Annotated in this window: 12 protein-coding genes; 6 read left to right on the top strand and 6 right to left on the bottom strand. The window is 63.2% G+C overall.

The features are described from left to right. Positions 1-7: 7 nt before the first annotated feature. Positions 8-640, top strand: coding sequence for a 5-formyltetrahydrofolate cyclo-ligase (locus tag DU490_RS01755; protein WP_114572669.1), 633 nt, complete (start codon positions 8-10; stop codon positions 638-640). Between the two features lie 396 nt (positions 641-1,036). Here the strand turns inward: DU490_RS01755 and ilvA are convergent, their stop codons facing one another. Further along, complete coding sequence (ilvA, locus tag DU490_RS01750; protein ID WP_114572615.1) at positions 1,037-2,551, bottom strand: threonine ammonia-lyase, biosynthetic; 1,515 nt, start codon at positions 2,549-2,551, stop codon at positions 1,037-1,039. A 266-nt stretch (positions 2,552-2,817) separates the two neighbouring features. On the opposite strand from ilvA, the gene rpiA reads away from it, so the two are divergent. Continuing rightward, positions 2,818-3,492, top strand: coding sequence for a ribose-5-phosphate isomerase RpiA (gene rpiA / locus DU490_RS01745; RefSeq protein ID WP_114572614.1), 675 nt, complete (start codon positions 2,818-2,820; stop codon positions 3,490-3,492). A 123-nt stretch (positions 3,493-3,615) separates the two neighbouring features. On the opposite strand, the gene waaA is transcribed toward rpiA, so the two are convergent. Genes waaA through DU490_RS01730 form a run of 3 tightly spaced genes read right to left on the bottom strand, consistent with a single transcriptional unit; the run spans position 3,616 to position 7,446 of the window. Further along, positions 3,616-4,929 carry a lipid IV(A) 3-deoxy-D-manno-octulosonic acid transferase gene (gene waaA / locus DU490_RS01740; RefSeq protein WP_114572613.1) on the bottom strand — a complete coding sequence of 438 codons (1,314 nt, stop codon included), beginning with the start codon at positions 4,927-4,929 and terminating at the stop codon, positions 3,616-3,618. After that, positions 4,929-6,359 (bottom strand): bifunctional D-glycero-beta-D-manno-heptose-7-phosphate kinase/D-glycero-beta-D-manno-heptose 1-phosphate adenylyltransferase HldE, encoded by a 1,431-nt coding sequence (hldE, locus tag DU490_RS01735; protein WP_114572612.1) that lies wholly within the window; start codon positions 6,357-6,359, stop codon positions 4,929-4,931. The genes waaA and hldE overlap by 1 nt, the downstream gene beginning before the upstream one ends. Further along, positions 6,349-7,446 carry a glycosyltransferase family 9 protein gene (locus DU490_RS01730; RefSeq protein WP_114572611.1) on the bottom strand — a complete coding sequence of 366 codons (1,098 nt, stop codon included), beginning with the start codon at positions 7,444-7,446 and terminating at the stop codon, positions 6,349-6,351. Before DU490_RS01730 ends, hldE begins: the two co-directional genes overlap by 11 nt. Here DU490_RS01730 and DU490_RS01725 point away from each other — a divergent pair. Then, positions 7,445-8,146: a 3-deoxy-D-manno-octulosonic acid kinase gene (locus DU490_RS01725; protein ID WP_114572610.1), complete on the top strand. Its 702-nt coding sequence runs from the start codon at positions 7,445-7,447 to the stop codon at positions 8,144-8,146. The genes DU490_RS01730 and DU490_RS01725 overlap by 2 nt on opposite strands. Here the strand turns inward: DU490_RS01725 and DU490_RS01720 are convergent. Beyond that, positions 8,137-9,267: a glycosyltransferase family 4 protein gene (locus tag DU490_RS01720; RefSeq protein WP_258801110.1), complete on the bottom strand. Its 1,131-nt coding sequence runs from the start codon at positions 9,265-9,267 to the stop codon at positions 8,137-8,139. The two genes, DU490_RS01725 and DU490_RS01720, sit on opposite strands and share 10 nt — an antisense overlap. A gap of 34 nt (positions 9,268-9,301) precedes the next feature. On the opposite strand from DU490_RS01720, the gene DU490_RS01715 reads away from it, so the two are divergent. Then, positions 9,302-10,396, top strand: a complete 1,095-nt coding sequence (locus DU490_RS01715) for a glycosyltransferase family 9 protein (protein ID WP_114572609.1) — start codon at positions 9,302-9,304, stop codon at positions 10,394-10,396. Then, positions 10,393-11,148 carry a glycosyltransferase family 2 protein gene (locus DU490_RS01710; protein ID WP_114572608.1) on the top strand — a complete coding sequence of 252 codons (756 nt, stop codon included), beginning with the start codon at positions 10,393-10,395 and terminating at the stop codon, positions 11,146-11,148. Before DU490_RS01715 ends, DU490_RS01710 begins: the two co-directional genes overlap by 4 nt. Here DU490_RS01710 and DU490_RS01705 read toward each other — a convergent pair. Continuing rightward, positions 11,114-11,272 (bottom strand): hypothetical protein, encoded by a 159-nt coding sequence (locus tag DU490_RS01705; protein ID WP_258801109.1) that lies wholly within the window; start codon positions 11,270-11,272, stop codon positions 11,114-11,116. The genes DU490_RS01710 and DU490_RS01705 overlap by 35 nt on opposite strands. 191 nt (positions 11,273-11,463) lie before the next feature. On the opposite strand from DU490_RS01705, the gene DU490_RS01700 reads away from it, so the two are divergent. Then, positions 11,464-13,113 carry a sulfatase-like hydrolase/transferase gene (locus DU490_RS01700; RefSeq protein WP_114572667.1) on the top strand — a complete coding sequence of 550 codons (1,650 nt, stop codon included), beginning with the start codon at positions 11,464-11,466 and terminating at the stop codon, positions 13,111-13,113.

Here is a 13,113-nt window from a genome sequence, read left to right as displayed (position 1 = left end):
TCGCATCATGAGCAACCTGTCCAATCCCTTAACATCCGATCTTCCCGACTCCCGGCGCCAGCTGCGCCAGGCCTTGCGACGCCGCCGCCGTTCACTCGGCCCCCGTGAACAGCGTGCCGCCGCCCTGGCGCTCTGTCGTCGCTTGCGCCGGCTTTCCGAAATGATGCGCGCCCGCCGTGTGGCGCTCTACCTGCCCAACGATGGCGAAATCGACCCCCAGCCACTGCTCTCCTGGCTGGCGAGCCGCTCGGCCCGGGCCTACCTGCCAGTACTAAATCCCCTGGCGCACAACACACTGTGGTTCGTGCACTACCACCAGGGCACGCCCATGGTGCGCAACCGCTTCGGCATTCTCGAACCCGAGACGCGACACAGCGCTCACCGGGCACGGCGCCTGCCGACCTGGGCCCTGGACCTGATCCTGCTGCCACTGGTGGGCTTCGACGACCAGGGCCAACGAATGGGCATGGGCGGCGGTTTCTACGACCGCAGCCTGGCATTTACCCGCGGACGTGGCCCACGGCCGCGGCTGATCGGCCTGGCCCACGACTGTCAGCGGGTAGAGCGGCTTCCGGCAGCCCCCTGGGATGTGCCGCTGGATGCCATCGTCACCGACAGCCGAGTCATCCGCCCCCGTTGACGCCGGCCAAGAATATACTGGCTTAGAAAAAGCCGGCCGCTGCAAGAGCATCGGCCGGCTTGTTCGCTAACGTTGTTTACTGGTCTTGCTTTATCTGATCATGGCACTGACTGCCGATTCACCCCCCCGTCAGTGCCTGAGCGTAGCCAGTCACCACTACGCCAATGCCGAAGGCCAGCACCAGTGCCATGACCAGATCGGGCTTTCGCTTCATTGCCTGCTCCCCTGAGTTGACCGCATGGAAGACGCCGTAGCGTACCGCGACAGGGCGACTATAGGACGAGAGGCACCGTTTATTCAACCGATTCAGGCACCGATTACACGATGAAACCCTGGCTATTTCAGAGCTTAGCTGTAAGCCAATACTAACTTAGGCGACGCCGCCGCCATCGCCGGTCAGGCCATGAACAGCCGGTAGGCCGCATTATCAGACTCCTTCCAGTAGCGATAACCAATTTCATCGAAATACTCCTCCACATGGGAGCGGTCACCGTTAGGCACCTGCATTCCCACTAGCACCCGGCCATAGGCGGCACCGTGATTGCGGTAGTGGAACAACGAGATGTTCCAGTTGTGGGGCAGGTGCGTGAGGAAGTTCATCAGGGCGCCTGGGCGCTCAGGAAACTCGAAGCGGTAGACCTCTTCTTCGAAATGCTCCTTGGGGCGGCCACCCCCCAGATGACGAATATGCAGCTTGGCCAGCTCATTGTCGGTGAGATCCTCCACCGGATAGCCCCCCTCACACAGCTTCTCGATCACTGCCTGGCGATCCTCGCCACCCGGCTTGACCTGTACTCCGACGAAGATATGCGCCGCCTCGGGGTCGGCATAGCGATAGTTGAATTCGGTTACCATGCGCCGCCCCATCGTCTTGCAAAACTTCTTGAAACTACCGGGCTTTTCCGGGATGGTCACAGCCAGGATCGCTTCACGCTGCTCACCGAGCTCGGTACGCTCTGCAATGTGCTGAAGGCGGTCGAAATTGGTATTGGCACCGGAGTTGATACACAGCAAGGTCTGGCCTTCGACACCGGTTTGCTGAATATACTTCTTCAATCCGGCGAGGGAGAGGGCGCCGGAGGTTTCCGACACAGCACGGGTGTCATCGAAGATATCCTTCACTGCCGCGCACATTTCGTCGGCGGTGACGGTAATGACGTCGTCGACCAGATCGCGCACGATCTTGAACGGCACCTTACCGATCTGCGCCACCGCCACGCCTTCGGCGAATACACCAACCTGACTTAGGGTCACGCGCTTACCCGCGGCAAGCGCTGCCTTGAGGCAGGCACTGTCCTCGGCTTCCACGCCGATCACCTTGATATCAGGGCGCAAATACTTGATATAGGCCGCCACTCCGGCGATCAGGCCGCCGCCGCCCACCGGCACGAAGATGGCATCCAGGGGCCCACTGTGCTGGTGGAGGATCTCCATGGCGATAGTGCCCTGACCGGCGATGACATCGATGTCGTCAAAAGGGGGAATATAGGTATAGCCGTGCTCGGCAATCAGCTCCTGAGCGTGCTCAGCAGCAGCGGCAAAGGCATCGCCCTTGAGCACCACCTTGGCGCCCCGGGCGCGAACCGCATGGACCTTGATCTCCGGGGTAATGCGCGGCATGACAATGATCGCCTTCACGCCCATCAACTTCGCCGCCATGGCGAGCCCCTGGGCATGATTACCCGCCGAGGCTGCAATGACGCCCTTGGCCTTCTGCTCCTCGGTCAGCTGCGCCATCTTGTTGTAGGCGCCGCGGATCTTGAAGGAGTAGACCGGCTGCAGGTCCTCCCGCTTGATCAGGATGGTGTTGTTGAAGCGCCGCGAGAGGAAGGGAGCCGGTGAAATCGGCGTTTCGCGGGCGGCTTCGTAGACCCGGGCCTGGAGAATCTTCTTGACGGTGGCTTCTAGCATCCTGATATCCCAGAGGAGTGACGCGGAGGGCTGTGCTGCAGTGCAGAGAACCCCTATTGGTAGCATCCCCGCAGGCATGGCGTCCAGCGCACTGGCTGCAGGACCAGGATAATCGGAGTTACCCTTGGCGAGGGACGCCCGGGGGAGGGCGCCTCCTCGCAGCCCTGTCGACGGACCAGTCCCGAGCGATGCTGCCATCGGCAGAAGAAGGCCACTGGCCTATAATGGCGCGGCAATCGCCACTCATCACAGACAGCGAGCATCACATGACCCAGGACGAACTGAAGGACGCAGTAGCCGCAGCCGCCATCGACGAGATCGAGCCCTGGCTCGAGCGCGATACCATTCTCGGCATTGGCACCGGCTCTACCGCAAACCGGTTCATCGATCGCCTGGCCAGGTTGCGTGACGACTTCAAGGGGGCGGTGGCCAGTTCCGAAGCCAGTGCCGAGCGCCTGCGCAGCCTTGGCATCGAGGTCTTCGAACTCAACAGCGTTGGCACCGTGCCCTATTACATCGATGGTGCAGACGAAGTGAACGCTCACCTTCATATGATCAAAGGCGGCGGAGCGGCCCTCACCCGAGAGAAGATCGTCGCCGCCTGCGCAGAACGCTTCATCTGTATTGCCGATGCCTCGAAGCGCGTGGCAAGGCTGGGCGACTTCCCGCTGCCGGTGGAGGTGATCCCCATGGCACGCTCCTATGTCGCCCGCGAGCTGGTCAAACTGGGCGCCGATCCGGTCTATCGCGAAGGCGCGGTCACCGACAACGGCAACCAGCTCCTCGACTGCTTCGACTTCATGATCGACGACCCCGTGGCCATGGAAGCCAGGATCAATGCTATCGTCGGCGTGGTCACCAACGGCCTGTTCGCCGCCCGTGGCGCCGACGTGCTGCTGCTGGGCAGCGAAACCGGCGTCGAGCGGCTGACGCCGGCCTGACGGCGCCGACGATGCCGACGATGCCGACGATGCCGACGATGCCGACGATGCCGGGGCAATGCCGCTGGCCTTCAGGCAAGACGAATTTAGACACGACGCATCCAGGCAACAAGAAGTAAGCGCTCACTCACCGAGCATTGCCGATATACCCGTCATGGTACGCTCCAGGGCACCGCGATTCGCCGCCATCACCGCCTGCCCTGCCGCGGCCAGGCGGTGGCGCTCGGCCTCATCGATGAACAGGGCGACCAGCGCTTCGACCAGCGCTTCGCTGTCAGGGACTTCCACCAGGGCGGCGGCCTCGCGCAGGGTCTCTGCCACGTCCTCGAAGTTGGCGAGTTCCGGGCCTGTCAGCACCGGCACGCCCATGGCGGCTGGCTCCAGCAGATTGTGCCCACCGATCGGCATCAGGCTGCCGCCAACGAAGGCTAGATCCGCCGCGCCGTAGAGAGAGAGCAACTCCCCCATGGTATCGCCCAGATAGACCGCCGTGCGGGCATCGGGCAGTTCGTCCCGAGAGCGGCGCGCCATGGCCAGGCCGCGCTCCTGGCACAGGGCCGCCACCGCATCGAAACGCTGGGGGTGGCGCGGCACCAGTATCAGCAGGGCGCTGGGGTAGTGCTGGCGAAGCCGAGCATGGGTCTGCAGCAGCAACTCCTCTTCGCCCGGGTGCGTAGAGCCGGCAGCCCATACCGGGCGCGAGCCCAGCCGAAGGCTTAGCTGTCGGCTCAGCGCTTCCGTCTCGGTGGTCGGCGTCAGGTCGTACTTCAGCGAGCCCACCACCTCGATATCCACCGCCGCCATGCCCAACGACCGGAACCGCTCGGCGTCGGCAGTGGACTTTGCGGCGAGCCAGTCGACATGACTCAGGGCATCCTGCATCAGCGGGCGCAGCCGGCGATAGCCGCGGTAGGCCCGGGGGGAGAGGCGTCCGTTGACTACCGCCGTCGGAATCCCTCGCCGATGACAGCTCGAAAGCATGTTGGGCCAGAGTTCGGTCTCGAAGAAGATTGCCAGCGCCGGATTCAGTCGGGCGATAAAGCGCCGGACGGAACCAGGAAAATCCAGCGCCACGAAGTGATGCTCAAGCGGGCCAGCGGCCGCGTCTGCGGACGCCGGCTCTCGTAGCGCCCGGCTAAGGGCCAGCACACGCTCGGCGCCAGTCGCGGTCATGGTGGTGACCACCAGGCGGCGGTGGGGATAGCGAGCCAGCAGCGCCTCGATCAGTGGCCGAGCCGCCAGGACTTCCCCCACCGAGGCGCAGTGAAGCCAGATGACAGGCTCCACGGCCTGCCGGCGGGGCAGCAGGCCGAGTCGCTCACGCCGCGGGTTTGTGAGTGTTTGCTCGCGCCAGACGCGCTGCCATATCAGCGGCGAGAGCAGATAGAGCGCCGTCGAATAGAGATAACGCGCCCAGGGCCGGCCTCGGCGTTGCATCAGCTTTCGCGATCCAGGATCGTCGAGATCATCGCCGTTGTCGACACGCCATCCTCGAAGCCCAGTACCATCACCTCACCGCCAGCGGCACGGACCGCATCGCCACCGGCGATCTCCTCGGGCCGATAGTCGCCACCCTTGACCAGTACGTCCGGAAGCACCGCCTCGATGAGCCGCTGCGGTGTGTCCTCGCCGAAGGGCACCACCCAGTCCACCGCCCCCAGTCCGGCCAGAACCTGCATGCGCCGCAGCAGCAGGTTGATTGGCCGCTTGGGGCCCTTGAGCCGGGCAATGGAGGCGTCGTCGTTGACCGCCACGATCAGTCGATCGCCGAGCCGGCGGGCATGCTCCAGGTAGGCCACATGGCCGGCATGCAGAATATCGAAGCAGCCGTTGGTCATCACCACCCTCTCGCCGCGGGCCTGGGCGGCCCGCACCGCTTCGAGCAGCGGGGCCTCCGCGATCACGCCGAACTCGGCCAGTTTGTCACCGTGCAGGGCCGTGTAGAGCTCGGCAATGGAGAGCGTCGCCGTGCCCGGTTTGGCTACCACCAGACCGGCAGCCAGGTTGGCCAGGGTCATGGCTTCGGGAAAACCGTGGCCGGCGGCCAGCGCCAACCCCAGCACGCCGATCACCGTGTCGCCGGCGCCGGTCACGTCGTACACCTCACGAGCCCGGGTCGGAAGATGCAAGGGTTCGTGGCCGGCCCGGATCAACGTCATGCCTTTCTCGCTGCGGGTAATCAGCAGGGCCTCGAGCTCGAGTTCCACACACAACGCCTCGCCCCTGGCAGCCAGCTCGGCGTCGTCGCGGCAGTGACCGACCACGCCCTCGAACTCGGCCAGGTTGGGGGTGATAACGCTAGCCCCCCGGTACTTGCGGAAATCGCTGCCCTTGGGATCTACCAGCACGCGCTTACCTGCGGCCTTGACCCGCTCTATCAGCACCTCCACCTGATTGAGGGTGCCCTTGCCATAGTCGGAAAGAATCACCAGGTCGCAGCCAGGCAGGCCCTGCTCAACCCGAGCCAGCAGGCCGGAGGTGTCGACACCCTCCAGGCCATCCTCGAAGTCGAGACGAATCAACTGCTGGTTGCGGCTCATCACCCGCAGCTTGGTGATAGTGGGAATGCCCGCACTGCTTTCGAAGTAAGTCTCCACCCCGGCGGCCTCCATGCGGGCGATGAGGCGCTGGGCATTGTCATCGTCGCCGACCATGCCGCTCAGGGCGGCGTGAGCGCCCAGTGAGGCGATATTGAGCGCCACGTTGGCCGCACCGCCCGGGCGGTCCTCGCTCTCTTCCACGCGGACCACCGGCACGGGAGCCTCCGGCGATATGCGTGAGGTGGCGCCGTGCCAGTACCGGTCAAGCATGACGTCGCCTATCACCAGCACGTGCGCCTGCTCCAGCGCGGTCAAATCAAGCTTCATCGGGTACCTCCATTTCCTGGCTCTCGTTCGGCCTTGTCAGCAATGCATCGAGCCGTTGGACGACATCGTCAACACGAATCAGGGACATGGCGTCGGGGTGACGAACGCGCTGGCCCCAGGCGATCTCCCCTGGCTCCTTGTGGAGGTAGGCGCGTACCGCCTCCGGATAGCGATCGACCACATAGTCGCGCCACAGGTAAGGCGCCGCACGGTCGGGATTGGTGGTGGCATACAGCCCGATGACCGGGGTACCCATGGCGTTGGCCATATGCACCGGCCCGGAGTCGGGGGCGATCACCACCCGCGCCCGGCCGATGAGAGCCAGCAGGCCCTTGAGCGAGCTTTCGCCGATGACGTCGATCACCGCCTGCGGACGACTCAGGGCCTGGATGCGCTCGCCCACTTCCCGCTCCTGGGTGCTGCCGCCGCCGGTCAGCACCGTTTTCAGGCCAAACTGTGTCCAGGTATGCTCGATGACCGCCGCATAGCCCTCGGCGGACCAGTTGCGAAAGTTGCGCAGCCGTGGGTTGGCGCAGGGGCTCATCAGCAGGTAGGGGTGGGTGCCGGTCAGTCTGCTCGCCTCCATCTCCGCCTCGACCGGCACCGGCAGGTCCCACTCAGGTACCTGATCCTCGACGCCAAGCAGCCGGGCAAAGTCCATGAACGACTCCAGCACATGGGCCTGCGGATGAGGCGCCAGCTGCCGATGGGTGAACCAATGCTGGGCATCCTTGGCCCGCGCCTTGTCGAACCCCACCCGCACTTCGGCCTTGAGTCCCAGGGAGAGTACGCTAGCCCGCAGCGCCTGCTGCATGTGCAGCAGCACGTCGAAGCGGGTATCACCCAGCTCACGCCACAGTCGACGCATGCCGGCCAGGCCACTGGCCTTGTCATAGACGACGAACTCGACCCCCGAGAGGCCGGCCAGTAGACTATGTTCCGCCTTGCCGATGATCCAGGTGATGCGAATGTCGGGCCACTGGCGCTGCAGCGCCCGGATGGTGGGGACCAGATTGCACACGTCGCCCAGTGCGGAGAGGCGCAACACGGCAATATGGCGAGGTTGGGCAGGCAGAGGATGCTTCATGCACTTGGCAACATGTCGGACGGGAAAGGTGTTCATTCTATATGATGCGGACAGTCTATGTGACGCCAACCTGACGCCACAAATCACCCCGCAGCTGTTCTCGCCGGCCTACTGGCGTGAAAAGGGCCGCGTGGTGGGCGAGGCACCCGGTCGCGGTAGCAGCCTTTTCCTCGATGCAGGCAGCGCTCAGTGGGTATTGCGCCCCTACCGCCGCGGAGGACTCATGGCAAGGCTTTCCCGGCAGCGCTACCTGTGGACGGGGCTGGAGCAAACCCGGGCGTTTCGTGAACTACACCTGACGGCCGAGCTCTACGCGCGCGACCTGCCCGTACCCAGGCCGGTTGCCACCGCCGTCACACGTTACGGGCTCTTCTACGAAGCGGCACTGATCACGGTGCGCATTGCCGGCGCGCGCTCCCTTGCCGATCGCCTCACCGAGCGCAGCGCCAGCGTGGAGCTCCTCGAGGCGGTGGGTCGCACCATCCGTCGCTTCCACGACACCGGCCTCGATCATGTCGATCTCAACGCCCGTAACCTGCTGGTCGATGCGAAGGAGCGAGTCTGGCTGATCGACCTCGACCGCTGTCGGCTGCGCACACCCGGCAGCTGGCAGGCCAACAACCTCGAGCGTCTTGAGCGCTCATTGGCGAAGTTCGGCGCCAGCGCAGCCGGTGTGACGATTCGCAGGGGCTATGCCTGAGAATACTCCTCGAGCAAATCTCCCACATGGGCGGTCAGTTCAAAGCGCTCCGCGGCCCGCCGCTGAGCTGCCTGGCCCAGCCGGCGCCGCCACTCGGGGTCCCTTCCCAGCGCCGCCATGGCATCGGCCCAGGCATCGGGGGCGTCCGGTGATGCCAGGCAGCCACAGGTGGCATCGATCAGTTCTGGAATGGCACCGCTATCGGCGCCAATCACTGCCTTGCCGGCAGCCATGGCCTCGATGACCGTGAGCCCGAAAGCCTCGTTGCGTGACGGTACGCAGACAATATCCAGCGCTTCGAGCAACCGTGGGAGGTCGCGGCGAAAACCGGTAAACGTCACCCTTTCCTCCAATTTCAGGTCCGCTACCCGCGATCGTAAACGCGCCACAAAAGCCTCATCGCTACCGTCACTAGCCGCCAGTCCACCGATCAGCACGCCATGCCATTCCAGGTCAGGGGCACGCTCACATAATTGCGCCAACCCTTCCAACCAGACCTGCTGACCCTTGCCGGGAGTCAGACGGCCGGGTAGCGCGATCGCCACCTGGCCAGGTGCCACGCCTAGCTCCAGGCGCAGTGCCTCGCACGCTACTGAATCCAGTTGTGGAGCGTAAGGTGCTAGATCAATACCCAGGTAGAGCCGCCGGATGCGCTCCGCAGGCAGTGGAAAAGCCGCCAGGTTGCGTTGGCGCGTCGTCTCGCTGATGGAGAAGAGTCGCGTGACGCAGCCATAGGCCCAGCGGTGGTAAAGGTCCTTCTTCGGTCGAGTCACACCCATGTGGTCAGTGAAGAACAGCTTTAGGTTCGGCCGCAAGGTCGCCAACAGTGCACCCAGTCGCAGATCGCTAGATTTGTGGCAATGCAGCACGCCGATCCCATGGCGCCTCAGGTACGCGAGCAACCGGCCGACCCGCAGTAATGCCCGCCCACGGCTGGGTACCGTCAGCGGCTCGATACCGGCAACCACCATGCTCTCTGCCACACGTGACCCGGCCAGCGCGAGACCATGAGACTCGCACCCATGCCGTTGCAGCTCGGGTATAATCCGCGCAGGATACATTTCCAGTCCGCCCCAGCCATCCGAAAGGCAGATATGCATTACCTTGTGCGACAAGGTCATCTCCTTCTTCGGTCACCGGGGCATGGGAGCCCAGATGACGTCTTCTACCAACGGGGGCAATCCCCGCGAATCGACCCGCATACTGGTCGTGCGTAACGACAAGGTCGGCGACTTCATGCTGGCCTGGCCGGTGCTTGCCAGCCTCAAGGCCGCAGCGCCTGCCCTGCATATCAGTGTTCTGGTCCCCACCTATACGGCGCCATTGGCCCGGCTGTGTCCCTGGATTGACGAGGTGATCCTGGACCCGGGCAGCGACGCCGGTCGCGATGAGCAGCATTCACTGCTGGCGCGGATTCGAGAGGGGCACTTTGCGGCATTGCTGACTCTCTATTCGACGACGCGCATCGGCTGGCTGGGCTGGCGCGCCGGCATTCCTTGCCGCGTAGCGCCGGCTACCAAGTGGGCGCAGCTATTCTACAACCATCGTGTCATCCAGCGCAGGTCCCGTTCCACCCGGCCGGAATACGTCTACAACATCGAGCTGGCCGACGCGTTACTGCTCGCCCTGGGCATGGCGCCAGCCGCTCGCGCGGAACCACCCTACTGGCCGCTTCCTGCCGGCACGGCCACCGCGCAGAGGGCCCTCCTCGGCCAGGAGCTGGGCATCGCCACGTCACGCCCCTGGGTCTATCTGCATGCCGGCAGTGGCGGCTCGGCGGTAAACCTGACACCCAGGCAGTACGCCGAATTGGCTCGCCTGATCGATGAGCGCGCAGGCGAAGGCAGGCCGATCTGGGTCATGACGGCGGGACCCGGCGAAGAGGCCACCGCCGGTGAGCTGCGCGACCGCCTAGTGGGCGATGGCCTCGAGGCAACCGTGTTACCGCCGCGAAGCGGGCTCGGCGACTTCGCGATGGCTCTCGCGGCGGCCGACCTGTTCATCGCCGGTTCGACCGGTCCGCTACATATTGCCGGCTGTCTCGACCGGCCCACCGCCGGGTTCTATCCAGCCCGACGATCCGCCACACCGCTGCGCTGGCAGACCTGCAACAGCGAGTCGCACCGGCTCGCCTTCAGTCCGCCGGCGGGTGCCGCCGAGTCCGACATGGCCAGCATCGATATTGCCACCGCGGGCGAAAGCATCGCCAACCTACTGAAATCGCATATTTTACGAGAGTCCTCACCATGACCCCCATTACAGGCATTGTCATAACTCTCAACGAAGAGGAGCGAATTGGTGATTGCATCGATTCCCTGATGTCGGTCTGCAACGAAGTGATTGTCGTGGATTCACTCAGCCAGGACGACACCGTGAAGATTGCGGAAAGCAAGGGGGCCATTGTCCTGTTGCAGCAGTATCTCGGAGATGGCCCACAAAAAGCACACGGAGTGCCTCATGCCAGTAACGACTGGATACTTGCTCTTGATGCCGATGAGCGACTGGATGAGGATGCCGTCCAAGCCATACTCAGCTTATCTTTGGATGATCCATCGGTAGCTTATAGCTTCAGACGGCGTAACTTCTGCGGCAATCACTGGATCAAGGCAGCGGGTTTCTACCCCGACAAGGTAATTAGGCTCTACAATCGTACACGTTCAGGCTACTTGCCAAAGAAGGCCCACTCTTCGATCCAGGCACTGAGGAGCGAGGATACCAATGCGCATATCCGTCACTTCACTTATGACGACCTATCTCACTGGATAAAGCGGATCGACCAGCTATCGACTCGGGATGCTTGGGCGATGAAGGAAAGAGGTATCCCCCCCTCAACATTGCGGCCCGCCATGCACGCCCTGAGTGCCGTAATTCGCAAGCTTGTTTTAAAAGGTGGGCTCCTTCAGGGAAGCGATGGCGTGACTGTCGCCATTACAACAGCTTTCCACGCCTACATGAAATATGCCAAGCTCAACGAACTCCATGAGAATGAAAGACAAGCGTAGCAATTCGCGCATCCATACTGCCGGCATCCACCACCACGATCTCGTCCACCCAGCTCAGTGTCTCAAGGCAGGCTCGCAGGTGTGCCTCCTCGTTCTTGACGATCAGTACGGCAGCCAGGCTCATGGGCCTTTCCTTGTCAGCTGAGCGGGGCATCAGTTTACTGGTGCCGGTACCGGGGCGGCAAACGACGCTTTCCAACATACGGTGTGATCCGCAACTTTTGGTGCAAGTGGGTCTCGACTTGATAAGCTGCTAACTGAACTCACCACCTTGCGCGCTCTGTGCCCATGCCTTTTTTCTTCTCGTTTCGTGACATGAATTATCCCCGCTGGTGTTCGCTGCTGATCATTAGCCTGTGCCTGGGGTATGCCGTCACATCCCTGACACGACTGCCGATCTGGGGGCTCCCCCTCATCGCGGCAACCTGGTTGGCCCTGGGGTCCTGGCTTCGCTGGGGCGCACCTCGTTCCCCGCAGCGCCCTATCGTGCCACGCATCTGGTCGTGGGCACTGGTACCCATCGCGCTATGGGGGCTCTACATCTATCTTTCCGAAAGCTTCGGCATCGTCGATCTCGGTGCCGTCTTCTTCCATCTTCAGGCCGGCATGGCCGACCATGGCGGTGTCGGTCGGGTCGGGGCAGCCATCTTCTATGCCCTCTCCATGGCGGCTTTGTTCATGTCGTTCCTCTGGCTCCTCCGCCACGATCACCGCTGGCGACGCGTCGAGTTCTTTTTGGCCTTGGTACTGCTGGCCAGCAACCCCCTGTTGTACGGAGTGACCCAGCGCGGCGCGTCTATCGTTACTAACGATGGCGCCTGGCTGGACCGCCAATATGTGGAACCGATGATCCTCGACGCTCGGGACGACCCGCCCAACCTCCTGCTGCTCTATCTGGAAAGCGTCGAGCGCACCTATGCCGATCGCGAGCGCTTCGGCGACGCCTATGCCGACCTGGACGCCATCGGCGAGGATGGCCTGGTGTATGAGGGTGTCTACCAGATCGACAACACCGGCTGGACCATGGCAGGCATGATAGCCAGCCAGTGCGGCACTCCGCTGATGCCGGCCGGCCTACTTCACGACCGACAATTCTCGCCGCTGGACCATGTCGTACCCGGAGTTGACTGCCTGGGCGACCTGCTTTACAAACAGGGCTACCGACTCACCTACATGGGCGGTGCCAGCACCGCCTTCGCCGGCAAGGGTCTCTTTTACCAGGATCACGGCTTCGACACGATTCTGGGACGCGAAGACCTTCAGCCCCGCCTCGACGACCCCGACTATCTCAATAACTGGGGGCTCTATGACGACTCCCTCTACGACTTCACCGTCGATGAGATCCGTCGACTGAACGAGGAGGAGAGACCCTGGGGGCTGGTCAACCTCTCACTGAACGCCCATGCTCCGAGTGGCTACCCCGCCCAGCGCTGTCTCGATCGCCAGGGCGAATTCGACGGTGAGGATATCCTTTATTCGGTCGAATGTGTGGCCTGGCTGGCCCGGGACCTGCTCCAACGCCTGGATAATGAAGACTTACTGGACAACACCCTGGTGGTCATCGCCAGTGACCACCTGACCATGCGGGTCTCGGCCTGGGAACAGTTGATCCAGAGCGAGCGAGACAATACCTTAATGCTCTTGGGCCCCGGCATCCCTGTTGGCCGACAGGCCCGCGAGGCCTCCATGGTGGACGTGTTTCCCACCATCCTGGAAGCCATGGGTTTCACCATCGACTGGCACCGATCCGGCCTCGGCGTGTCACTACTGTCTGATGAACCCACCCTGATCGAAGAGCACGGCATGGACTTCGTGAATGCCCGAATGCGCGAGGAAAACGCCCTGCAGCAACGTCTGTGGGAGGGGCTTGCACCGCAGCGCGAGGAGCGGGAGGCGGCACCTCAAGAACAGGTCGTGGAGACACCGAAGGACGCTACCGGAGAGAAACCCGCCTCGGTCCAGTGA

The organism is Halomonas sp. DQ26W, from assembly GCF_003339685.1.
In the GTDB taxonomy this organism is placed as follows: Bacteria; Pseudomonadota; Gammaproteobacteria; order Pseudomonadales; family Halomonadaceae; genus Halomonas.
This window is presented reverse-complemented; position numbering and strand designations above follow the sequence as displayed.

Coding starts and splice junctions, on each gene's coding strand:
- waaA (WP_114572613.1), bottom strand. CDS start 4,929: ATGCAACGCCGAGGCCGGCCCTGGGCGCGTTATCTCTATTCGACGGCG.
- DU490_RS01710 (WP_114572608.1), top strand. CDS start 10,393: ATGACCCCCATTACAGGCATTGTCATAACTCTCAACGAAGAGGAGCGA.
- hldE (WP_114572612.1), bottom strand. CDS start 6,359: ATGAAGCTTGATTTGACCGCGCTGGAGCAGGCGCACGTGCTGGTGATA.
- DU490_RS01755 (WP_114572669.1), top strand. CDS start 8: ATGAGCAACCTGTCCAATCCCTTAACATCCGATCTTCCCGACTCCCGG.
- DU490_RS01730 (WP_114572611.1), bottom strand. CDS start 7,446: ATGAAGCATCCTCTGCCTGCCCAACCTCGCCATATTGCCGTGTTGCGC.
- DU490_RS01720 (WP_258801110.1), bottom strand. CDS start 9,267: ATGACCTTGTCGCACAAGGTAATGCATATCTGCCTTTCGGATGGCTGG.
- rpiA (WP_114572614.1), top strand. CDS start 2,818: ATGACCCAGGACGAACTGAAGGACGCAGTAGCCGCAGCCGCCATCGAC.
- DU490_RS01700 (WP_114572667.1), top strand. CDS start 11,464: ATGAATTATCCCCGCTGGTGTTCGCTGCTGATCATTAGCCTGTGCCTG.
- DU490_RS01725 (WP_114572610.1), top strand. CDS start 7,445: ATGCACTTGGCAACATGTCGGACGGGAAAGGTGTTCATTCTATATGAT.
- ilvA (WP_114572615.1), bottom strand. CDS start 2,551: ATGCTAGAAGCCACCGTCAAGAAGATTCTCCAGGCCCGGGTCTACGAA.
- DU490_RS01705 (WP_258801109.1), bottom strand. CDS start 11,272: ATGAGCCTGGCTGCCGTACTGATCGTCAAGAACGAGGAGGCACACCTG.
- DU490_RS01715 (WP_114572609.1), top strand. CDS start 9,302: ATGACGTCTTCTACCAACGGGGGCAATCCCCGCGAATCGACCCGCATA.